Source organism: Streptosporangium sp. NPDC050148, from assembly GCF_055586505.1.
Genome location: NZ_JBVJIA010000016.1, coordinates 161,883 through 182,270, shown reverse-complemented (window position 1 = coordinate 182,270; position 20,388 = coordinate 161,883). Strand labels below are relative to the sequence as shown.

The window sequence follows — 20,388 nt, the reverse complement described above, 5'->3', positions numbered from 1 at the left end:
GTTCCCCGTTCCTCGGGCTCCCGGGCTCCGTCGCGCCACGTCCCGGACCCCGGGCCCGGACGTCAGCCCTCCGGATCCTTCGCGCGGGCCAGGAAGAGGACGCGCTCGTGCTCGTTGCGGGTGAGCCCGGCGGCCCGCCCGAACTCCGCGCGCGCCTCGTCGAGGCGGCCCAGCCTGGCGAGCAGATCCCCCCGTACGGCCGGCAGCTGGGGGTAACCGGCGAGCGCGCGCTCCGCCGTCAGCCTCTCCACGATCTCCAGCCCCCGCGCCGGGCCGTACGCCATCCCCACCGCGACCGCGCGGTTCAGCTCGGCCACGGGAGAGGGGAAGACGTGGACCAGCAACCGGTAGAGGGCGGCCATCCGCTCCCAGTCGGTGTCGTCGGCGGACGACGCGCGGGCGTGACAGGCGGCGATCGCGGCCTGCAGGCCGTAGGGCCCCAGCGTGCCGAGCGACTCGGCGCGTTCGAGCGACTCCAGCCCGCGGCGTACCAACAGCCGGTCCCAGAGCCTGCGGTCCTGGTCGAGCAGGAGGACGGGCCCGCCGTCCGCCCCGGTCCTGGCCCGCAGCCGGGACGCCTGGATCTCCATCAGCGCGACCAGGCCGTGCACCTCGGCCTGGTCCGGCATCAGGCCCGCCAGGATCCGTCCCAGGCGCAGCGCCTCCTCGCAGAGCGAGGGGCGCGTCCAGTCGTGACCGGCGGTCGCCGAGTACCCCTCGTTGAAGACGAGGTAGACCACCTCCAGGACCGAGGAGAGCCTGCCGCCCAGCTCGTCCGGCGGGGGCATCTCGATCCGCACCCGCCTGTCGGCCAGTGTGCGCTTGGCCCGGGAGATCCGCTGCCCGACGGTCGGCTCCGGCACCAGGAAGGCGCGGGCGATCTCCCCGGTGGTCAGGCCGCCCAGCAGCCGCAGGGTGAGCGCCAGGCGTCCCTCGGCCGGCAGCACCGGATGGCAGGCGGTGAACAGCAGGCGCAGCACGTCGTCGCCGACGGGGTCGTCGAGAGCGTCCTCGACCTCCTCCTCGGCCGCCCACCGGCGCAGCTCCAGGTCCCGGCCGACCTCCTCCAGCTTGCGCTCGTAGGTGTTCCTGCGGCGCAGCAGGTCGATGGCCCGGTGCTTGGCGGTGAGCATCAGCCAGGCGCCGGGGTTGTCCGGCACCCCGTCCACCGGCCACTGCTCCAGCGCGATGACCAGGGCGTCCTGTGCCAGCTCCTCGGCCAGCCCGATGTCGTTCACGATCCTGGCCAGGCCGCCGATCACCCTGGCGGACTCGATCCGCCAGACCGCCTCGACCCTCCGGTGAGCATCGTCGACCCCCATGACGACCGATCCAATCACGCCGTCCCCCACACGCGACGGCGCCCCCGCCGCCGCGCGATCGCGAGGTACGGCGGGGGCGCCGCCACTGCGCGCCGCCGGTCAGGACGGCGGCACGGCCGGAGGGGACGGGGTCAGGACGGGGCGGCGAAGTCCTCGGGACCGAAGACGCGCAGCACCTCGGCCTCGCCCTCCCAGCCCTCCCAGTGGTCGCGGTGCAGCTTCAGGAAGCGGGAGGTCCACTCGATCGTCTCCTCCTTCGACCGGGTCTGGTAGAGGGCGTAGCTGATCATCTCCTTGGCCTCGGCGAACGGGCCGTCGGTGACGGTCAGCTTCCCCCCGGCCAGCTCGACCCGGGCGCCCTCGGCGCGCGGGGCCAGCCCGCCGTTGTCCAGCAGGGCGCCGGCCCGGGTGGCCTCCTCGCCGAGCATGGTGATGGCCTCCATCAGCTCGGCGGGCGGCGGGGTCGTGGGCTGGTTGAGGACCTTCAGGGTGACCAGGTAGCGCATCGGACGTCTCCTTCTTCGACGGTGGTTCTCGGTGTTCTCGGTGGTGTCGCACGACGGTGGTGTCGGTGGTGCCGGGCGACGGTGGTCTCGGTGGTGTCGGTGGTGCCGGGCGACGGACGGGGTGTTCTCCGGCGTGCGGGGCGCCGGTCAGGGTCAGGCGTGTCCGGGTGAGACGCGCCCGCGGAGGTGGATCGACAGGGCCGCGAGCCAGGCCCACAGGCCCACGAGCCCGGTGATGAAGGTCATGATGGACCAGGTGGCCCCGCCGCCCGCCGCGATGCCGAGGAAGGTCACCAGGAAGATCACGCCGGTGATCCGCGAGTACAGGGCCCATCCCCCGCGACCCTCGGCGGCGAACCTGCTCCCCGCGACCAGGCAGGCCACGGTCACGCACACGAAGCCCACGGCGCCGACGACGAAGTGGAGCGTCCCGTGCCAGCTCACCGGGCCCGGCCCCTCCGGCGTGCCCGCCGGGAACCCCAGCCCCGGATCCGCCGGGAAGATCCCCGCGCCGATCAGGCTCACCCCGTACGCGGCGACGAGCCGGGGCAGCCAGGTCGCGCCGGTCCCGCCGGTGAGGGCCCGGCGCAGGCCGGCCGCGCAGGCGACGGTCGCCAGCCCGGTCAGGACGAGGTTGGCGATCTGGATCCATCCGAGGTCACCGTTGGCGAGCATGCTCCAGGCGTGGCGGGTGAGGTCGAAACCCTCCCGGGTCAGCGCCTGGGCGACCGAGACCACGACGTACACCGGCCCGGCGATGACGCCGAAGGCCAGGAGCGACGTCGTGACGCCCGGCGCGGGGTCGCCGATCCTCCGGCCCGTGACCCTCCTGTCGCCGGTACCCGTCGTCTGCTGGGTCATGGCCTGTCTCCTCAGCTGTCCGGGGCCGGTCCGCTGTTTCTTCCGGCCCTTGTGACCAGGCTTCGAACGGGACCGGGCCGATTCGACAGACCGCCCGGATTCTTTTCATGATTTTTTACAGGGGGTACGGCTCCGGCCCCCGAAGGGGGCTCCCGCGCCCGGAAGGGCTCCCGCCACGGGACCCGTGAGGGCGGGGACCGTTCCGGGACCGCGCCTGCGTGCCGGGCCGGGCCCCACGGTCCACCGACCCGATCTTCACGGCGGGCCACCCGGCTGAGAGGATGTCTCCCGTGACCTCCAGTACGACCGGCCCGGCCGCCACGCGAGCGGACATGACGTTCCGTTCCGCGCGCGCCGCCGTCTTCGCCGTGGTCTGCCTGGGGTTGAGCGTGGGAGCGCACGTCCTCGCGGGAGGCTCGGTCTCCGCGCCGGGTGCCGCCGCCGCCCTCGCCGTGGCCTTCGCGACGGCCCTGGCCGTCTCGGGACGCGAGCGCACGACGGCGACGATCCTGCCGCTGCTGGCGGGCGTGCAGGCCGTCCTGCACGTGCTGTTCTCCCTCGCGCACGCCACGTCCCCGGCCGAGGTGATGGGACACGTCCACTCCGGGCTGCTGCCCGGTCTGGGCATGCTGGTGGCGCACGGGTGGGCCGTCGGGCTGACCGGGCTGTGGATGGCCCGCGGCGAGGCGGCCCTGTGGGCGCTGCTGCGCAGGCTCGGCGTGCGGCTCCGCCGGGTGCTGATCGTGTTCGTCACCCCGGTGCACGTCCCGTTCCCGGCCACGGGCACGGCCGAGCCGGGAGTCCTCCGCTCCGCCGTGCTGCGCCACGCCGTCAGCAGGCGCGGCCCCCCGGCGACCGTCACCGCCGTCTCCGGCTGACCCACCGGGTCACCCGGGGCCCGTTCCCTCCTCCCGCGCGCACGCCCGCGCGGGCCTTCGCCGATGCCGCCGCTCCGGCCGCTCGTGTCCCCGCCCCGGCCGTTCGTACGGCCGCAGGGCCGCCCGCGTGACCCCGGGACCGCTCTCATGCGCCGTCCGGCCACGTGTGTACGGCAGGGGCGCGCGCGTGGCCGTCCGGCCGCCCGGCGCACCGAACCATCGTGACGATCCCGGCCGTCCGCCCGGCGGCCTCCTCGGCGGCGTTCCGCCGGGTCCCGCCGGCCGTCCGGCCGGAAGAAAGGCATCACCATGTCCGCTCGACGTACCACCCCCGCCCCGATCCGCCGCGCCGTCTCCGCGGGGATCCTGATCGCGGCCGTGACGGTCCTCGGCGCGTGCGGGTCCGAGGGGTCCCCGGCCCCCCAGGGAGCCCCGGCCGGCACGGCACCGGCCGCCGTCCCGAGCTCCGCGAGCTCCACGACCTCCGCCGCGGCCGCTCCCGGCGCCACGCTGACGATCACCGACCCCTGGGTGAAGACCGCCCCGAAGGGGATGAGCGCCGCCTTCGGGACCCTGGTCAATCCCACCGACGCCGAGGTGACGGTCGTCTCCGGGACCTCCCCGCTCTCGCCGGTGATCGAGCTGCACGAGGTCGTCGAATCCGGGGGAAAGATGATCATGAGGCCCAAGGAGGGCGGGTTCGTGATCCCGCCCCGGGGCACCCACCGGCTCCAGCCCGGCGGCGACCACATCATGCTGATGGGCGTCACCGAGGAGGTGAAGCCGGGAGCGCGGATCCCCTTCACCCTCACCCTCAAGGGCGGCGGGACCCTGGAGTTCACCGCGATCGGCAAGGAGTTCGCCGGCGGCGAGGAGCACTACGAGCCCGGCAAGCACCCGAAGGGGGACAAGGGTGACGGCTGACCGGGAAACGGAGTAGAGCTCATGCGGGAACCTCGACTCAGTCGCAGAGGCCTGCTCGCGGGGGGCGCCGCCACCGCGGCCGGCGCCCTCGCCGCGTGCGCGCCCGACCAGGTCCTCCCCCCGGCCGCCCCCCGGCCCGCCGCGGCGTCCCCCGCGCCCTCGGGCGTCTCCCGCGTCCCGGGCGGTTCCGACGGCTCCGGCGGCCTGGTGACGGAACCGTTCGACGGCGTCCACCAGGCGGGGATCGCGACACCGCCGCAGACGTACGGGGTCTTCGTCGGCCTTGACCTGCTGCCCGGTGTCGGCCGCGAGGCGCTGGGGCGGATGATGCGGCTGCTCACCGACGACGCCCGGCGGCTGACCCAGGGCAGGCCCGCCCTGGCCGACACCGAGCCCGAGCTCGCCGTCCTGCCCTCGCGGCTGACGGTGACCTTCGGGTTCGGTCCCGGCCTCTTCACGGCGGCCGGGCTGGCCGACCGCCGTCCCGGGCAGGTGGCGCCGCTGCCCGCGTTCAAGGTCGACAGGCTGCGCAAGGAGTGGAGCGGCGGGGACCTGCTGTTGCAGATCTGCGCCGACGACGCCCTCACCCTGACCCACGCCCTGCGCATGACGGTCAAGGACGCCCGCGCGTTCGCGAAGGTCCGCTGGACCCAGCGGGGCTTCCGGCGCGGCGCGTACACCCACGCCGCCGGGCTGACCCAGCGCAACGTCATGGGACAGCTGGACGGGACCGTCAACCCCCTCCCGGGCACCCCCGACTTCGACCGGGCGGTCTGGGTGAGCGACGGCCCGGCCTGGCTGCGCGGTGGCACCACGCTGGTGCTGCGGCGCATCCGGGCGGAGATGGAGACGTGGGACGCCGTGGACCGGGTCGGGAAGGAGTTCACGGTGGGGCGCCGCCTGGACAACGGCGCCCCGCTCACCGGGCGGGACGAGCGCGACGAGGCCGACTTCACCAGGCTCAACGCGATCGGCTTCCCCGTCATCTCCGAGCAGGCGCACATCCGGCGGGCCCACGTCGCCGATCCGGGCATGCGGATGCTGCGCCGGGTCTACAACTACGACGAGGGGCTCACCCCGGACGGGCACGCCGACTCGGGCCTGCTGTTCGCCTCCTACCAGGCCGACATCGACCGGCAGTTCGTCCCCGTCCAGCGCAGGCTGGCCGAGGCCGACCTGCTCAACGAGTGGACGACCCCCATCGGCTCGGCCGTCTTCGCCATCCCGCCGGGGTGCCCCCCGGACGGCTGGATCGGCGAGAGCCTGCTCGGCTGAGACGGCCCCATCGCTCCGCCGGTCCCTCCTCGCCCTGGACGAGGGGGACCGGCGGGCTCCCCGGTGCTCGCGTCCCCCGGCGTCACGCGGGAGTCACACGCGATCCCGCCCTCCTCGTGACGGTGCCGGGCGGGCGCCGATTGGTATTCTCGCGTCGTGACAGGATTCGTCCCGCCGCCCGCGGGCGGTGCGAGCCTCCTGTCCCGAGGTGGCGCAGCAGGATGACAGTCCCCGAGTCGTCAGGATCCCCACGATGCTGAAAGCCGGTCGGTCCCAGGAGGAGATCCGCCGGCACAACCTGGGCGCCCTGCTCCGGCAGGTGCACCTGGGCGGGCCGGTCTCCCGTACGGTGCTGGCCGACCGGATGGGCCTGAACCGGAGCACCATCATGGCGCTGACCGCCGAGCTCACCTCGGCGGGCCTGGTGCGCGAGGAACGTCCCACCGACACCGGCAGGGCGGGCCGGCCCTCGCTGGTGGTCCGGCCGGAGTCCGACCGGGTGTACGTGCTGGCCTTCGACGTCCGGGTGGACCGGCTGGTCGCGGCCAGGGTCGGGCTGGGCGGGACGGTCCTGGAGCGGATGGAGGCGGTCCGGCCGCGCGCCGGGGCCGACCTGGACGACGTGGTCGGGGTGCTCGCCGGGTTCGCCCGGCGGCTGCACCGCGAGGCGAGCCCGGAGGCGATCTGCGTCGGCGTCGGGGCGGCGTACTGCGGCATGATCCGGCCCGGCGACGGGATGGTGCGTTTCGGGCCGAACATGGGCTGGGTGGACCAGGCGTTCGGCACCGAGCTCGGCCACCGGCTGGGGCTCGGGCTGCCGGTCGCGGTGGGCAACGAGGCCCACCTGGGAGCGCTGGCCGAGCACGAACGCGGCGCCGGGGTCGGCTTCGACAACCTGGTCTACCTGCACGGCGACGTCGGCGTGGGAGGCGGGATCATCGTCGGCGGCAAGCTGCTGGACGGTGACGGCGGGTACGGCTGCGAGCTCGGGCACATGATGGTGAACCCGCACGACGGGCGGCCCTGCGGGTGTGGCTCCCAGGGCTGCCTGGAGGCGGAGGTCGGCGAGCAGGCCCTGATCGACGCGGCCGGCCGCTCCGCCGACCTCTTCGGCCGCGAGGGCGTGCGGGCCGTGGTGGAGGCCGCCGACCGCGGTGATCTCAGGGCCCGGGACGCGCTGCGCCGGATCGGTGACTGGCTGGGCATCGGGGTGGCGAACCTGATCAACCTGTTCAACCCCGGCATGGTGATCTTCGGCGGGATGCTGCGCGAGGTCTACCCGGGGGCGGCGGCCCAGGTCCGCGACCGGGTGGAGGCCAACGTGCTGATGATCTCCCGCAAGGCGCTGCTGCGCACCTCGGCCCTGGGGGACGACGCCACCCTGATCGGCGCCGCCGAGCTCGCCTTCGCCAGGGTGCTGGCCAGCCCCCTGGAGGTGCTCGCCCAGGGCGACGCCGTCCGGGCCGCGCGCCGCAGACCGGTGCCCGCCCGCGCGACGCCATGATCCGGTGAACCCCCGGCCGGCGGACGGCCTCACGCCTCCGGAATGAACCGTCCCGACGATCCTCCTTGCCTGGAAGGTCCCCGCCGCACGGTGACGACGGTGCTCGCGCGCCCGTCGCGCGGCCTCGCCGGCTCCGGGCGGACCGCGGACCGGGAGGCCCGGAAGGACGCGACACCGCTCGTCGCCCGGGCCGGGAGGTATAGGTTCTTCTGACGATATGACGGTACGACCGGGCCGGATGCCCGTGGCATGACGGCGCGACCGGGCCGGGTGCCCGCGGCGGGGCCCGTCATCCAGCGCGGAGGTGAAGGGTGTCGGCTCCCGTGGACGTCCTGCCCACCGGCCGGTCGGCGGCACGGGCGGCGCGGGCAGGGACGCGGAGCGAGCGCAGGCCGGAGATCGAGGGGCTGCGGGCCGTCGCCGTCCTGCTCGTGGTGATCTACCACATCTGGCCGCGTCGGGTGTCCGGTGGCGTGGACGTGTTCCTGATGCTCACCGGCTTCCTCATCACCGGCTCCCTGCTGCGCACGGTGGAGCGCCGCGGGCGGGTGGAGTTCGGCGCGTTCGCCGCGCGCCTGGCCGGGCGGCTCCTGCCGACCGTCGCCCTGGTGCTGCTCGGCGTGCTGGCCGGGACGCTGCTCTGGCTCCCGCGGACCCGGTGGCACGACACGCTGGCCGAGGTGTTCGCCTCCGCGCTGTACTACGAGAACTGGCACCTGGCGTCGGCGGCCGTCGACTACCTGGCCGGGGGCAACGCGGCCGGCCCGGTGCAGCACTTCTGGTCGCTGGCCGTCCAGGGCCAGTTCTACGTGCTGTGGCCGGTCCTGCTGGCCCTGACGGCCGCGGTGGCCGCGCGCCACGGCCGGAGCCCGCGGGCGGCGTTCCTCGGGGTGACGGCGCTGGTCTTCACCGCCTCGCTCGCGTACTCGGTGGTGCGGACCGCGGCCGACCAGCGGTGGGCCTACTTCGACACCGGGGCCCGGCTGTGGGAGTTCGCCCTGGGCGGGATGCTCGCGGTCGTGCTGCCGTACCTGCGGCCCCCCGGCGCGGTCCGGGTGGCGCTGGGCTGGATCGGCCTGGCGGGGCTGGTGTCGTGCGGGCTGCTGCTCCAGGTCTCCACGGTCTTTCCCGGGTACGCGGCCCTGTGGCCGACCGGGGCCGGGGTGATGATCATCGTGGCCGGGGTGACCGGCAGCGCGTTCGGCGCCGACCGGCTGCTCACCCTGCGTCCCATGATGTACGTGGGGAGCATCTCCTACGCGCTGTACCTGTGGCACTGGCCGATCTTCATCTTCTACCTGGCGCAGACCGGCCGTACCGCGGCGAGTCCCAAGGGCATCGCCCTCATCCTGGTCGCCTCCTTCGTCCTCGCCGCGGCCACCACGGCGCTCACCGGCCGGATCCCCCTGGGCGGCACGGCGCGCCCGGCGGCGATCGGCCTGGCGTGCCTGCTCCCGGTGCTGGTGGTCGCCGGGGTGTGGACGTCCCGGCAGGACGACCAGGTCCGGCAGGAGGGCGGCATCGTCCCGGCCCCGGCCGTGGCCGCCCGCGACCGCCCCCGGACCTACGCCGACGGCTGCAACCAGGTCACCGGCCGCGACGAGCTGCTGACCTGCCGGTACGGCGCCGCGAACCCGACCCGTACCATCGTCCTGGCCGGCAACTCGCACGCCGCGCACTGGTTCCCGGCCCTGCACGCCATCGCCGACGCCAACGGCTGGCAGGTGGTGAACATGACCAAGGGGGCGTGCGCGCTCTCCACGAAGCCGCAGCGCTACCAGGGCAGGGCCTACCCCTCCTGCGACCGGTGGCAGCGGGACGTCATGGCGGAGGTACGGCGGATCGAGCCGGACCTGCTGGTCACCACCGCCACGATCTCCAGCCCGTTCGAGCGCGGCGAGACGCTCCCGGGCGGGTACGTCGAGCGGTGGCGGCAGCTCGGCGCGATGGGCGTGGAGGTGCTGGCGATCCGCGACACGCCCCGCATGCCCTTCGACCCGCCCGAGTGCGTCGAGGTCAAGGGCCCCGGGGCCTGCGTGGACGACGAGCGGCACAGCCTCGCCGCGGTCTCACCGGCCGCCCGGCTCCGCCGCCCGCCGTCCAACGTGACGTTCGCCGACCTCACCCCGCTGCTCTGCCCGCGGGACCGCTGCCCCTCGGTCATCGGGAACCTGATGGTCTACTCCGACAAGGGACACATCACCGCCACCTTCATGCGGAGCCTGGCGCCCGTGCTGGAGAAGGAGGTCCGGCGGGCCCTCGGCCCCTGATCCCGGCGTCCCCTCCCCGCCGGACGCGGCGCCAGGAAGGACCGCCGCAGGCCGTGCGTCAGCGTGGCGGGCCCGGCTCGCGTCCCGGCCACGCGCTCAGGGCCAGCTCGGCGACCTCGGCGAGCTCGGCCGCGCCGGCGCCGTCCCGGGCGCGCTGTGACATCCCCTGGACGACCGCGGCGAAGTACCCGGCCAGCGCGCGGGGACTCGCGTCGGCGGGGAGCTCGCCCTCCCGCTGCGCCGTACGCAGGCGGGCCTCGAAGACCGAGAGGTTGGCGTTGCGCAGGTCGCGCAGGAACGCCTCGACGTCGGCGTCCTGGGGGGTGACGTTGGTCGCCGCGCTGATGGTCAGGCAGCCGGCCGGGTGGGAGGGGTCGGGGTAGGTCGCCGCGGCCTCGCGCAGCACCCGGGCGAACGCGCCGTACGCGGTGGGCTCCTCCTCCAGGGCCACGCCCACGAACGCGCCGACGGGCGAGCGCCCGTAGGTGCGCACCACCTCCCTGAACAGCGACCGCTTGTCACCGAAGGCGGCGTACAGGCTGCCCGGCCTGATCCCCATCGCCTCGCTCAGCTCGCCGACGGAGGTGGCCTCGTAGCCGCGCTCCCAGAACAACCGGACGGCCACGGCCAGGGCCGCCTCGCGGTCGAATGTGCGCGGACGTCCCCGTGCCGCGCCTGTCGTCCCCATGCCCACATTCTAGAGCGATTCACCAAGAAATGGTGCTACCGTATTTGTTGGTAGGTCACTCAATAAAGAAGGGCGGTCGGCATGTACGCACTGGAGGACAAGGTCGCGCTGGTCACCGGCGGCAGCCGGGGGATCGGACGGGCCATCGCCGAGCGGCTCGCCCGGGACGGCGCCGTGGTGGCCGTCGCCTTCGCCCGCGACGAGACCGCGGCGGACGAGGTCGTCGAGCGGATCCGCAAGGACGGCGGCCGGGCCTTCGCGATCCAGGCGGAACTGGGCGCGCGCGGTTGCGCGGCGACGCTCTGGGCCGCCTTCGACGCCCGGATCACGGAGCACGCGCCCGGCGGAGGCGTCGACATCATCGTGAACAACGCCGGTATCGGCCGCAGCGCGGACCTGGCCTCGCTCACCGAGGAGGGGTTCGACGAGGTCTTCGCCGTGAACGTCCGGGCGCCGTTCTTCATCGTGAAGGAGGGGCTGGGGCGGCTGCGGGACGGCGGGCGGATCGTCAACATCTCCAGTGGCGCGGCCCGCCTCGCCATGCCGGAGATCATCGCCTACGGCTCCACCAAGGGCGCCCTGGACACCTTCACCCTCAACCTCGCCAAGCAACTGGGCCCGCGGGGGATCACCGCGAACTCGGTGGCCCCCGGCATCGTCGACACCGACGTCAACGCGGGGTGGCTGCGGGGCAACGCGCAGGCCGAGGCCCACGCCGCGTCGCTGGCCGCGCTGGGCCGGGTCGGGCAGCCGGAGGACATCGCCGACATCGTGGCGTTCCTCGCCTCCGACGACGCCCGATGGGTGACCGGCAGGGTGATCGACGCGACCGGCGGCGCCGGGTTGTGACCTTCCCCGCCAGGGCCGGCGGCGTCGGTCCGTCGCGCGTGCCCGCGCCCGGTTCTGTCGGTGGCACCCGGTACCGTCGGGGGCCACCGGACGAAGGGGGCACCATGGCGACGGCGACGTCCCGCGACGGCACGCGCATCGGGTTCGAGCGGACGGGGGCGGGGCCGGCGCTGGTGCTGGTCGACGCGGCGGGCGGGTTCCGCGGGTTCGGTCCCATGGGCCCGCTCGCCGAACGCCTCGCCGACGGGTTCACGGTCGTGACCTACGACAGGCGCGGGCGCGGCGAGAGCGGCGACACCCTGCCGTACGCGGTGGAGCGGGAGGTGGAGGACCTCGCGGCCGTGATCGAGGCGGCCGGGGAGCCGGCGTTCGTGCACGGGTTCTCCTCCGGTGCGGCCCTGGGCCTGCTCGGCGCGGCGGCCGGGCTGCCGATCACGATGCTCTCGCTTCTCGAACCGCCGATCACCCTCGACCGGCCGTCGCGGGAGGACGGGGTGGGGAGTGACGCGGACGGATCGCACGAGGACGAGTCGCGCGGGAGCGGGCCTCGGAAGGACGGGGCGCAGGGGGAGGGTGACCTCGCGGCCGAGATCGACGAGCTCGTCGCCTCCGGTCGCCGGGCCGACGCGGTCGAGCACTTCCACAGGAGCATCGGCGTCCCCGACGAGATCGTCGCGGGGCTGCGGCAGGCGCCCTTCTTCCCGGCGCTGGAGGGCATCGCGCACACGCTCGCCTACGACAGCCGGATGACGTCGGCCGTCTCCGCCGCCACGCTCCGGTCCGTCACGGTGCCGACCCTGGTGATCAACAGCTCGTCCAGCGACGAGCGTCTGCGCGGCTGGGCCGCGGACGTGGCGGCGGCCCTTCCCCGGGGGCGCCACCTGACCCTTCCGGGCGAGTGGCACGGCGTGTCCGAGAAGGTGCTGGCCCCCGCGCTGGCCGGTTTCTTCGCGTGAGAGGCGCCCTCCGCCCGTACGAGCCGGACGTGGCACGCCACCCGTACCGGCCGGAGGGAGACCGGGCGCGGCCCGTGCCCGGACGTGACCGCGAGGGTCCGTGTTCCTCACCGGCCTGAGCGTCCCCCGTCCACCGTCCGGCTGGCCCGCGACCCTGCCCGCCGTGCGGCATCTCGCCGAACACGGTCTGGACCTCACCGTCCCGGTCACCTTCCTGGTGGGGGAGAACGGTTCCGGGAAGTCCACGATCGTCGAGGCGATCGCCGACGTGTGCGGCGTCAACTCCGAAGGCGGCAAGGCCGGCACCCGCTACGCCAGTACGGGCCCGGTCACCGAGCTGGGCGGGGTCCTCGACGCCGACTTCACCGTCACCGGCCTGCGCCTCACCCGGGGGCCCCGGCTCAAGCGGCGGGTGTTCTTCCTCCGCGCCGAGACCCTGATCAACCTGGGACGCGGGGTGTCGGGCCTGCCCGGGTACTGGAAGGAGCACCCCGACGAGCAGTCCCACGGGGAGGGGTTCCTCACCGTGCTGGAGCACATGGTGAAGGGGCCGGGCATCTACCTGCTGGACGAGCCGGAGGCCGCCCTGTCGTTCCAGTCCTGCCTGCGGCTGGTCGGCCTGATGGACCGGGCCGCGCGCGAGGGCGGGCAGATCATCTGTGCCACCCACTCACCGATCCTGACCAGCCTCCCCGGCGCGCGCATCCTGGAACTCGGCGAGGACGGCATCCGGCCGAGGGAGTGGGAGAGCCTCCAGATCGTCGACCACTGGCGGCGCTTCCTCGCCAAGCCGGACTTCTACCTGCGCTACGTCCTGGACGACGACACCGGCGACTGACCGCCCGGCCCGACGACGGGCGGGCCGGGCTCTCCCGCGGGGACCGTTCCGCTCGCGCCGGGAAGTGCTCGCTCCGGGAAGTGCGCAGGCCGGGATCGGCCCGTTCACGCCGCGGCCGTTCACACCGTGACCGCTCATGCCGGGACGACTCATGCCATGACGGCTCAAGCTGGGGCCGCTCACGTCAAAGCGTTCACGCAGGCCCGTCCGACGGTCGCGACGTCAGCTCGCGCATGGAGCTCACGGCGAAGTGCCACGGGTGGTCGCCGCCGACATCCGCGTCGGAACCCTCGCCGGGCTCGAACCCCCCGGGGCCGGACAGGACGCGCACGCCCTCGGCGCGGAGCCGCTCGACGCTGTGCCGGAACGGCGTACGGGAGGCCAGGGCCGCGCTGACGAACGGCAGGACGACCACCGGGATCCCCAGGCCCGGGGCCTCGGCCAGCAGGCCCAGGGCATAGGTGTCGGCGATGCCCTGGGCGAACTTGTTGACGGTGTTGTAGGTCGCGGGCGCGACGATGATCGCATCGGCCCGCGGCGGCTTGGGTTCGTCCGGCGTGCGGTACCGGCTGCGCACGGGACGGCCGGTCTGCGTCTCCAGGGCGGGGACGTCGACGAAGCCCAGGGCGGACGGGGTGGCGACGACCTGGACGATCCACCCGTCGTCCTGGGCGAGCGTGACGAGACGGCCGACGCCACCGGCGGCACCCGCGGCGCACACGATGACGTAGAGGACCCGGCCGGACCCGGTCACGCGGGGACTCCGCGGGGTGCGGTGCGCTCGCGCGCCTCGTCGTGGACGCCGGCTCGGGCCGCTCCGGGCCACCCGGCGCGTTCACGGTGTCGCATCTCGCCCTCGTCCTCCGCTCCGTCGACGAGGTCCACGGTACGCGGGCCCGGAGGCGGTCCCCGTCCGGCCAGATCTCCGTCCGGGCCGCAGCCGGGAGCCGGGAGGCGCCGTCGACCCGCTCGCCACTCAACATCTGAGGACGATCACCCATCTCCGGCCGTTTCCGGCGTACGATACCGCCCTCTCGAATCCCCGTGGTCGCGATCCGGCGGTGCACATCGTCGGAGGCGACCGTCGCCGAAGGAAGCGTGAAGATCGTGACAGAAGGCGAAGCCCCCCGTACCCGGCGCGGTGCGACAGGCGTCCGGACCGGTGTGATCCTGGCCGTGGCGTCCGCGGTGAACTACCTGGCCTGGCTGGGATGGGACCGGCAACGGGACGTCGCGCCGGACGGCACTGTCAGCGGCCCGTACCAGACCTGGCAGGTGGCGGGGCTGGTGATCGTCCTGGGGATTCTCGCCGTCGTCGCCGGCCGGCGCGGTCACCCCGTGCTCGGCACCGCCGCCGTCGCCGTGGTGACGTGGCTGGCCTGGTCGGTCGACGCCGCCCTGTCGGACGACAGCGGCCTGTGGGTCGTGGGTTCCCTGCTGCTCCTGCCCGCCCTCCTCCTGGGCGTCGGCCTGGTCGCGTTCCTGGCGTCCCGGCGCGGAGGCGCGGCCGGATAGGCCGGCCACCCGGCATCCCGGTGTCACCCGTACCGACCATAGGTAGATTGGCTACATGTAGTCCATCTGCCTATGGAAGGGGTGCTGACGGTGACCCCCACCGCCCGCCATCTGCTCGTGTGGTCGCACGTCGTGACCTCGGTGGCCTGGATGAGCCAGGCCCTCGCCCTGTTCGCGCTGAGCGGTTACGCGATGTCCTCCGGTGACGACAGCGGTTACGCGATGGCGGAACTGCTCGACACCCAGGTGCTGCTGCACTTCGCCAACGCCTCCGCCTTCACCGGGCTGATGCTGTCCGCCATGACCCGGTGGGGCTACTTCCAGTACTGGTGGGTGCTGGTCAAGTTCGCCATCACGCTCTCCCAGCTCTACGCGGGCATCTTCCTGCTCGGCCCCAGGCTCACGGCGCTCGCTCACGGTACGCGCGACGCCGACCCCGTCCTCCTCGGGGCGACGCTGCTCATGGTCTCGGCCATCGCCTTCCAGGCGTGGGTGTCGGTGGCCAAGCCGTGGAAGCGGACCCCCTGGGGAACGAGGCCCGTGAAACCTCCCGCGCCACCGGCCTGGGTGCCCGGCTTCGTGCTCCTGGCACCCGTTCTCGACTACGTCCTCGCCACGTTCGTGGTCGGCAACCCGACGCCGCTGTTCTGCGTCCTCACCGCGCTCCTCTACCCGCTCTGGCGGGCCCGCGCCTCCCGGCGGGAGAAGGGCGGCCGGGTCCCCGCCGCGGGCTCGCGCGAGTGAGCGGGCGGCCCGCGACGGCCGGTCCCCACGAATGATCGGGCTGTCCGGGAAAGTCGGCCCCGCGGGTGAGAAAGGGGACTTTCCGGGAAGTCGAGTCCGCGATGGGCGACCGTGCGCCGAGGCCCGGTCGAGCCGCTCGTCCCTTCGGGATGCGCTCTTACAACAGGCTGTCATCCCTGTAAAGAGCGACCGTTAACGAACACCGGTGTTGATCTTGACGAAGATCTGCTTCGGTGTTCACGGCCGTTTCGCCGCATTGTTGGCCGTGGCAGATTTCTGCCGCCCACGAGGCACACCCCCCGGACAAAGGCAGAGACCATGGTCAAACGCGCCCTGGCAACCGTCGCCCTCTTCCTCGCCGCATCCCTCGGACTGGCGCTCCCCGCTCACGCCGTGACGCTGGAGCAGAAGCTCGCCGCGCTCTCCAACTTCTCCCAGCCCACGGCGGCCAGCGCTTCGAGCTGGCGTGCCGCCTGGCAGAACCAGGGAGCCTGGGCGGGCTACGGGTTCGACTGGTCGACCGACCTGTGCTCGACCAGCCCTGACCAGCCGCTCGGCTTCGACTTCCGGATGCCGTGCCGCCGTCACGACTTCGGTTACCGCAACTACAAGGCGGTGAGCCGGTTCCCGGCGAACAAGGCGCGCATCGACAACGCCTTCCACTTCGACATGAAGCAGGTCTGCGCTGGATACTCCGGCGTCTCCAAGACCACCTGTGACGGTCTCGCCTGGACCTACTACCAGGCGGTCAAGGAGTTCGGCACCCTCAACGTCACCAAGGCGCAGATCGAGCGGGTCCGCCAGGCCGCGCAGGAGCAGGCGGCGCAGGAGCAGGCCACCCAGGACCAGCAGGCCACCCAGGACCAGCCCGCTCAGGAGCAGCCCGCTCAGGAGCAGGCGACCCAGGAGCAGCAGGCTACCCAGGAGCAGCCCGCTCAGGAGCAGGCCGCGCAGCAGTGAGTGCGAGGCGGCCCGGGAGCGGGCCGCCCGGCAGCCGGTGAGTGACCCGTCCGCTCCCCGCGCGAGCGGGGAGCGGAGGACCGCCGGCGACATGACGAGGCCCGCCCGGATCGCCCCCACCCATCGGGGTCCACCGGGACCGGACGCCTGACGGACACCGGAAACGACCGGGCCCGGATCGGGGACGACCTCCCGATCCGGGCCCCGGTCGTGGAACGCCCGTGTTCAGGAGGACGTGGAGCCCTCTTCCGGGGCGAACTGCGCGAGCGCGGCCTCGACCGCGGCGGCGGTGTCGGCCTCACCCGCGGTGCCCGAGGCCTCGACCGTGGCCGTCCACGCGCGCACCGACCGGAGGGAGAACTCCCGGCCCTCCGGCGAGTCCGCCACCGTGAGGGGGTCGGGGCCGTTCTCGCCGCCGACGAAGAGGTCCAGTGCCAGAAGGGCGCTGTCCCATCCGGGCCCGACGTAGAGCGCGCCCGCACCGCTGCCCACCATCGCCAGGGGAACGGTGTGCTCGAGTTCGAGGGTGGTGCCCTCTCCGGCCGGGATCAGGCGCACCTCGACCAGGCTGCTCTCGCCCCCGAAGGTCACCCTGAGCAGGCGGGGCGGCTCGCAGCGCAGGATCCTCCCGCCGGCGTTGCCTTCCAGCTGGAAGTCGCCGTCGGCGCGCAGGTCACCGCTGACCGGCAGGAACCAGCGCTTCATGCGGTCGGGGTCGGTCAGGGCGTCCCAGACCTCCTCGGCAGAGGCGTCGTAGTCGCGTCGCAGCAGGACGGCGACGTCCTCGCCGTCCCCGCCGCCGTCGCCGGGCCGGGTGCCGACCTCGCGGTGGATGGCGTTGATCTGGGCGATGATGTCGAGCATGACCTTCTCCTAGGTGTGCGGGGTGCCGGGCGTGGTGTCCGGGCCCCCGGTCGTCGTGTCCGGGTCCGTGGGGGAGCGGCGTTCGCGCCCGCCGCGGGAGATCTCGACGGCCAGCGCGTCGAGGTGCCGGCCCCAGAACCGGCGGAAGCGTTCCAGCCACATGTCGATCTCCCGTAACGGTGCGGGGTCCAGGGCGTACAGGCGTCGGTTGCCCTCCGCCCGGACCGTCGCGAATCCGTTGTCCCGCAGCACGCGCAGATGCTGCGACACCGCCGATCGAGAGATCGCGAACTCCTCGCGGATCGTCGCGGTGATCAGGCCGGAGGTCTGCTCACCGTCGACGAGCAACTCCAAGATCCTGCGCCGGACCGGATCACCGAGAACGTCGAAGGCGTTCACGGGTCCGACTATACCAGTATCCGCTTATATAAGTCAATACTGTTATAGCGGTGACCTGCTGACTTCCTCCCGCTCGCCCGGACCGGCGCGCGATCGAACGCGCCCCTTCCCCGTCCGACCCTCACGACCGGTCCCGGCCCGGCCGTCGCACCGCGGCTCAGGGCCGGTCCACGACCGGGTCCTCCAGGACCTGGACGAGGGTGCGCGCCTGGACCCCGTCGCTGTCGGGACCGGACAGGCCGGCCATGGTCACGAGGGCCTTCCACAGTGCCCATCCGCGTGCGCGCCGCCAGGCGTCGTCGGGAAGACCGGCGGCCTCCCGGAAGATCTTCCGCTCGTCCCCGGCGAAGTGGGTCCACGCCATGACGAGGTCGCATGCGGGGTCACCGACGCCACAGGTGCCGAAGTCGATGACCGCGCTGAGCCTCCCCCCGGTGGCGAGCAGGTTGCCCGCGGCGACGTCCCCGTGGAACCACACGGGCGGGAGCGGCCAGGCCGAGGTCAGCGCGCTCGCCCAGACGGCCCGGCAGGCGGCGGCGTCGACGCCGTCCCCGAGCCTGGCGAGGGACTCCTCGACCTCGTCGCCGTAGGCGCTGGGATGGCAGCCCCGGAAGAAGGAGTGACGGCCCGCGGCCGGTCCCCGCTCCGCGGGGGTCCGGCGGAGCGCGGTCAGGAAGCCCCCGAGATCGCGCGCCAGCTCGGCCCGGTCGACGTCCGCGGCTCCGTCGACGGTCTCCCCGGGGATCCAGTGCCGTACCGACCAGGGGAACGGATAGCCGGCCCCCGGGCGCCCGGTCGCGACCGGCGCCGGTACGGGCAACGGCAGGTGCCCGGCCAGCACGGGAAGGCAGCGGTCCTCCTTCTCGACGCTCGCCACGTACCCCTCGGCGCTCGGCAGGCGCACGGACAGCCGGTCGCCGAGCCTGAAGGTCCGGTTGTCCCAGCCCTGGCGGGGCACGGGCTCGACCGGCAGGTGGGCCCACCGGGGGAACTGCTCGGAGACCAGGGCGCGCACGAGGCCGGCGTTGATGTCGATCACGCACCCCATTCTGCGCGTACCCGGCGGGCGTCATCCACCGAGATGATCCCGGCGCGGTCAGCCGGAGGCGTAGCGGGCCGCCAGGGCGCGGGAGGTCTCGGCGAGGCGGGCCCGCAGCTCCGGGGGACCGAGGACCTCGACGTCCGCGCCCATGGCGAGGAACACCCCGTGGGCGTGGTCGATCGACTCGATGGGCAGCAGCGCGCGGATCCAGCCGTCAGGCTCGGCGGTCCCGGTGTCGTCCAGCGCCCGGGCGGCCGCGCCGGTGAGGCGGGACGCGGCGCCGGGCGAGAGGCGGACGACCGCCTCGTCCCGGTACAGGCGGGCGTGGAAGCCGGCCTGGTACCCCTCCCAGTGGCGGGCCAGGTCGAAGTCACCGGGAGGCTCGAACTCCTCGTCCCGCACGGTGAGGCCGAGGATCTGGTCGACCCGGTACGTCCGCGGCCCCGGCCCGGCCACGACGTACCAGCGACCGGCCTTGAGCACCAACCCGTACGGCTCCAGGCGCCGGTCGACGTCGGTCGGCTCCTTCCAGCGGCGGTAGCGGACGTCGAGCACCCGGCCGCGCCACACCGCGTCGGCGACCTGCGGCAGGTACGGCACGTCGTCGTCCCCGGCGTACCAGCCGGGCGCGTCGAGGTGGAAGCGGGAGCGCATCCGGTCGGCCTGCGCGCGCAGCTCGGGCGGGAGTGCCGCGCGCAGCTTCAGCTGGGCGGTCGCGAGCGCCGAGCCGAACCCCAGGTCGGCCGCGGGGCCCGGGATGCCGGACAGGAACAGCGCCTCGGCCTCGCCGGTGTTCAGGCCGGTCAGGCGGGTGCGGTAGCCGGCCAGCAACCGGTAGCCGCCGGAGTGGCCGGCGTCCCCGTACAGGGGCACGCCCGCGCCGTGCAGCGACTCGACGTCGCGGTAGACCGTCCGGACCGACACCTCCAGCTCCCCGGCGAGCTGGGCGGCGGTCATCCGGCCCCTGGTCTGGAGCAGCAGCAGGATCGACAGGAGCCGGCTGGACTTCACTGACACAAGATGTCAGTGAACCGGCCCTACGGTCCAGCCATGGCTTTCACCGAGAAACTGCTGCGGGTGCCGCCCCCGATCGAGGTGGGGGGCCGCCGCGTCAAGCGCTACCACGTCACCGCCGACCCCTCCGGCATCGATCCGTCGGTCGAGAAGGCGGCGTACGCGATGCTCCCGGAGCTGCTTCCCGAACCGGACGGCACGCCACCGGCCACCTTCGTCGTCCTCCACCGGGGCGGGGACAGCGGGGCGTACATCAACGCGTACAGCTGGGTGTGGGACAACGCCCTGCACTTCGGCGGGGCGGTGGCGGGCCAGCCCGTGCTGGGCTGCCCGGACACCGACCCGGCGAACTTCGTCCGGTTGGAGCGGTCGCTGATCGGCTGCGTCTGGGAGCTGCCGCCCGTCCTGCACGAACGCGACGCCTGGGTACGGCACGTGCTCGCGCCCGACTCCCCCGACCTGGACGCCTACGTCGGTGACTCGCTCCCCGAGGGCACCACGGGAGACCGCCCGTGAACGACTTCGACTTCCTCGCCGGCACCTGGGACGTCGCCAACCGGCGGCGTACGGACTTCCTCGACGAGACGAGCGAGTGGGAGGAGTTCCCGGCCGTCAGCCGCGCCTCCCGGCACTTCGAGGGCGGGGCGAGCTTCGACGAGATCACGTTCCCGACCAAGGGCTTCACCGGGCTCACCCTGCGGCTGTACGACGTCGAGCGCGAGCAGTGGTCGCTGTACTGGTCCAACAGCCGCACCGGCACGCTGTTCCCGCCGGTCGTCGGCCGCTTCACCGACGGCCGGGGCGAGTTCCACGGGGACGACACCCACGCCGGGAGACAGGTGCGGGCGCGCTTCGTCTGGTCGGACGTCACCGAGCGGTCCGCCCGCTGGGAGCAGGCGTTCTCGCTGGACGGGGGAGTGACCTGGGTGACCAACTGGATCATGGAGCTGACCCGCCGCTGACCCGTTGCCTGCAGGCC

General features: G+C 73.6%; 22 protein-coding genes. 13 read left to right on the top strand and 9 right to left on the bottom strand.

All coding sequences use genetic code 11. The features are described from left to right. Positions 1-62: 62 nt before the first annotated feature. The 3 genes from ACZ6RT_RS20040 to ACZ6RT_RS20030 all read right to left on the bottom strand — a co-directional run bounded on the left by ACZ6RT_RS20040 (position 63) and on the right by ACZ6RT_RS20030 (position 2,689). Positions 63-1,322, bottom strand: a complete 1,260-nt coding sequence (locus tag ACZ6RT_RS20040) for an RNA polymerase sigma factor (RefSeq protein WP_470155253.1) — start codon at positions 1,320-1,322, stop codon at positions 63-65. 131 nt (positions 1,323-1,453) lie between these two features. Further along, entirely contained in the window at positions 1,454-1,828 is a 375-nt protein-coding gene (locus tag ACZ6RT_RS20035; RefSeq protein WP_399185576.1) for a YciI family protein, read from the bottom strand. Between the two features lie 153 nt (positions 1,829-1,981). After that, a complete protein-coding gene (locus ACZ6RT_RS20030) occupies positions 1,982-2,689 on the bottom strand; it encodes a DUF998 domain-containing protein (protein ID WP_470155251.1) in 708 nt (235 codons plus the stop codon). Between the two features lie 290 nt (positions 2,690-2,979). On the opposite strand from ACZ6RT_RS20030, the gene ACZ6RT_RS20025 reads away from it, so the two are divergent. From ACZ6RT_RS20025 to ACZ6RT_RS20005, 5 genes are all read left to right on the top strand, one after another. Then, entirely contained in the window at positions 2,980-3,567 is a 588-nt protein-coding gene (locus ACZ6RT_RS20025) for an MFS transporter (RefSeq protein ID WP_470155249.1), read from the top strand. A 309-nt stretch (positions 3,568-3,876) separates the two neighbouring features. Next, positions 3,877-4,491 carry a copper chaperone PCu(A)C gene (locus ACZ6RT_RS20020; protein ID WP_470155248.1) on the top strand — a complete coding sequence of 205 codons (615 nt, stop codon included), beginning with the start codon at positions 3,877-3,879 and terminating at the stop codon, positions 4,489-4,491. A gap of 21 nt (positions 4,492-4,512) precedes the next feature. Next, positions 4,513-5,766 carry a Dyp-type peroxidase gene (locus ACZ6RT_RS20015; protein WP_470155246.1) on the top strand — a complete coding sequence of 418 codons (1,254 nt, stop codon included), beginning with the start codon at positions 4,513-4,515 and terminating at the stop codon, positions 5,764-5,766. Between the two features lie 253 nt (positions 5,767-6,019). Beyond that, a complete protein-coding gene (locus ACZ6RT_RS20010) occupies positions 6,020-7,270 on the top strand; it encodes an ROK family transcriptional regulator (protein WP_470155244.1) in 1,251 nt (416 codons plus the stop codon). Positions 7,271-7,581: 311 nt separating this feature from the next. Further along, positions 7,582-9,540, top strand: a complete 1,959-nt coding sequence (locus ACZ6RT_RS20005) for an acyltransferase family protein (RefSeq protein ID WP_470155242.1) — start codon at positions 7,582-7,584, stop codon at positions 9,538-9,540. A 58-nt stretch (positions 9,541-9,598) separates the two neighbouring features. Here ACZ6RT_RS20005 and ACZ6RT_RS20000 read toward each other — a convergent pair whose 3' ends face one another. Next, a complete protein-coding gene (locus ACZ6RT_RS20000) occupies positions 9,599-10,228 on the bottom strand; it encodes a TetR/AcrR family transcriptional regulator (RefSeq protein WP_470155241.1) in 630 nt (209 codons plus the stop codon). 81 nt (positions 10,229-10,309) lie between these two features. On the opposite strand from ACZ6RT_RS20000, the gene ACZ6RT_RS19995 reads away from it, so the two are divergent. The 3 genes from ACZ6RT_RS19995 (at position 10,310) to ACZ6RT_RS19985 (ending at position 12,871) form a co-directional block, all read left to right on the top strand. Beyond that, positions 10,310-11,077 (top strand): SDR family oxidoreductase, encoded by a 768-nt coding sequence (locus ACZ6RT_RS19995; protein ID WP_470155239.1) that lies wholly within the window; start codon positions 10,310-10,312, stop codon positions 11,075-11,077. 104 nt (positions 11,078-11,181) lie between these two features. Then, positions 11,182-12,033: an alpha/beta fold hydrolase gene (locus ACZ6RT_RS19990; RefSeq protein ID WP_470155237.1), complete on the top strand. Its 852-nt coding sequence runs from the start codon at positions 11,182-11,184 to the stop codon at positions 12,031-12,033. A 100-nt stretch (positions 12,034-12,133) separates the two neighbouring features. Continuing rightward, on the top strand, positions 12,134-12,871 hold the full coding sequence (locus tag ACZ6RT_RS19985; protein WP_399185586.1) for an AAA family ATPase: 738 nt from the start codon (positions 12,134-12,136) through the stop codon (positions 12,869-12,871). Positions 12,872-13,064: 193 nt separating this feature from the next. On the opposite strand, the gene ACZ6RT_RS19980 is transcribed toward ACZ6RT_RS19985, so the two are convergent. Further along, complete coding sequence (locus tag ACZ6RT_RS19980) at positions 13,065-13,625, bottom strand: flavoprotein (RefSeq protein ID WP_470155235.1); 561 nt, start codon at positions 13,623-13,625, stop codon at positions 13,065-13,067. Positions 13,626-13,978: 353 nt separating this feature from the next. On the opposite strand from ACZ6RT_RS19980, the gene ACZ6RT_RS19975 reads away from it, so the two are divergent. From ACZ6RT_RS19975 to ACZ6RT_RS19965, 3 genes are all read left to right on the top strand, one after another. Then, positions 13,979-14,386: a hypothetical protein gene (locus tag ACZ6RT_RS19975; RefSeq protein WP_399185588.1), complete on the top strand. Its 408-nt coding sequence runs from the start codon at positions 13,979-13,981 to the stop codon at positions 14,384-14,386. A 72-nt stretch (positions 14,387-14,458) separates the two neighbouring features. Next, positions 14,459-15,130, top strand: coding sequence for a hypothetical protein (locus ACZ6RT_RS19970; RefSeq protein WP_470155233.1), 672 nt, complete (start codon positions 14,459-14,461; stop codon positions 15,128-15,130). Between the two features lie 318 nt (positions 15,131-15,448). After that, complete coding sequence (locus ACZ6RT_RS19965; protein ID WP_470155231.1) at positions 15,449-16,090, top strand: phospholipase; 642 nt, start codon at positions 15,449-15,451, stop codon at positions 16,088-16,090. Positions 16,091-16,315: 225 nt separating this feature from the next. Here the strand turns inward: ACZ6RT_RS19965 and ACZ6RT_RS19960 are convergent, their stop codons facing one another. The 4 genes from ACZ6RT_RS19960 to ACZ6RT_RS19945 form a co-directional block, all read right to left on the bottom strand. Next, entirely contained in the window at positions 16,316-16,954 is a 639-nt protein-coding gene (locus ACZ6RT_RS19960; protein ID WP_470155229.1) for an SRPBCC family protein, read from the bottom strand. A 9-nt stretch (positions 16,955-16,963) separates the two neighbouring features. Next, positions 16,964-17,353 carry an ArsR/SmtB family transcription factor gene (locus ACZ6RT_RS19955; RefSeq protein WP_470155227.1) on the bottom strand — a complete coding sequence of 130 codons (390 nt, stop codon included), beginning with the start codon at positions 17,351-17,353 and terminating at the stop codon, positions 16,964-16,966. A gap of 157 nt (positions 17,354-17,510) precedes the next feature. Continuing rightward, complete coding sequence (locus tag ACZ6RT_RS19950; protein WP_470155225.1) at positions 17,511-18,392, bottom strand: aminoglycoside phosphotransferase family protein; 882 nt, start codon at positions 18,390-18,392, stop codon at positions 17,511-17,513. 57 nt (positions 18,393-18,449) lie between these two features. Then, positions 18,450-19,406: a helix-turn-helix transcriptional regulator gene (locus ACZ6RT_RS19945; protein ID WP_470155224.1), complete on the bottom strand. Its 957-nt coding sequence runs from the start codon at positions 19,404-19,406 to the stop codon at positions 18,450-18,452. Between the two features lie 39 nt (positions 19,407-19,445). Between ACZ6RT_RS19945 and ACZ6RT_RS19940 the strand changes: the two genes are divergently transcribed. Further along, the gene (locus ACZ6RT_RS19940) at positions 19,446-19,925 is read left to right on the top strand and encodes a hypothetical protein (RefSeq protein WP_470155222.1); all 480 of its coding nucleotides are present in this window, start codon (positions 19,446-19,448) and stop codon (positions 19,923-19,925) included. Further along, positions 19,922-20,371: a hypothetical protein gene (locus tag ACZ6RT_RS19935; RefSeq protein WP_399185596.1), complete on the top strand. Its 450-nt coding sequence runs from the start codon at positions 19,922-19,924 to the stop codon at positions 20,369-20,371. The genes ACZ6RT_RS19940 and ACZ6RT_RS19935 overlap by 4 nt, the downstream gene beginning before the upstream one ends. The last annotated feature ends 17 nt before the right edge of the window (positions 20,372-20,388 follow it).

Bases quoted from the DNA above. Each gene is read 5' to 3' on its own strand.
- ACZ6RT_RS20020 (WP_470155248.1), top strand. From the start codon at position 3,877: ATGTCCGCTCGACGTACCACCCCCGCCCCGATCCGCCGCGCCGTCTCC.
- ACZ6RT_RS20030 (WP_470155251.1), bottom strand. From the start codon at position 2,689: ATGACCCAGCAGACGACGGGTACCGGCGACAGGAGGGTCACGGGCCGG.
- ACZ6RT_RS19940 (WP_470155222.1), top strand. From the start codon at position 19,446: ATGGCTTTCACCGAGAAACTGCTGCGGGTGCCGCCCCCGATCGAGGTG.
- ACZ6RT_RS19960 (WP_470155229.1), bottom strand. From the start codon at position 16,954: ATGCTCGACATCATCGCCCAGATCAACGCCATCCACCGCGAGGTCGGC.
- ACZ6RT_RS19990 (WP_470155237.1), top strand. From the start codon at position 11,182: ATGGCGACGGCGACGTCCCGCGACGGCACGCGCATCGGGTTCGAGCGG.
- ACZ6RT_RS19995 (WP_470155239.1), top strand. From the start codon at position 10,310: ATGTACGCACTGGAGGACAAGGTCGCGCTGGTCACCGGCGGCAGCCGG.
- ACZ6RT_RS20035 (WP_399185576.1), bottom strand. From the start codon at position 1,828: ATGCGCTACCTGGTCACCCTGAAGGTCCTCAACCAGCCCACGACCCCG.
- ACZ6RT_RS19970 (WP_470155233.1), top strand. From the start codon at position 14,459: ATGGAAGGGGTGCTGACGGTGACCCCCACCGCCCGCCATCTGCTCGTG.
- ACZ6RT_RS20015 (WP_470155246.1), top strand. From the start codon at position 4,513: ATGCGGGAACCTCGACTCAGTCGCAGAGGCCTGCTCGCGGGGGGCGCC.
- ACZ6RT_RS20040 (WP_470155253.1), bottom strand. From the start codon at position 1,322: ATGGGGGTCGACGATGCTCACCGGAGGGTCGAGGCGGTCTGGCGGATC.
- ACZ6RT_RS20000 (WP_470155241.1), bottom strand. From the start codon at position 10,228: ATGGGGACGACAGGCGCGGCACGGGGACGTCCGCGCACATTCGACCGC.
- ACZ6RT_RS20010 (WP_470155244.1), top strand. From the start codon at position 6,020: ATGCTGAAAGCCGGTCGGTCCCAGGAGGAGATCCGCCGGCACAACCTG.
- ACZ6RT_RS19965 (WP_470155231.1), top strand. From the start codon at position 15,449: ATGGTCAAACGCGCCCTGGCAACCGTCGCCCTCTTCCTCGCCGCATCC.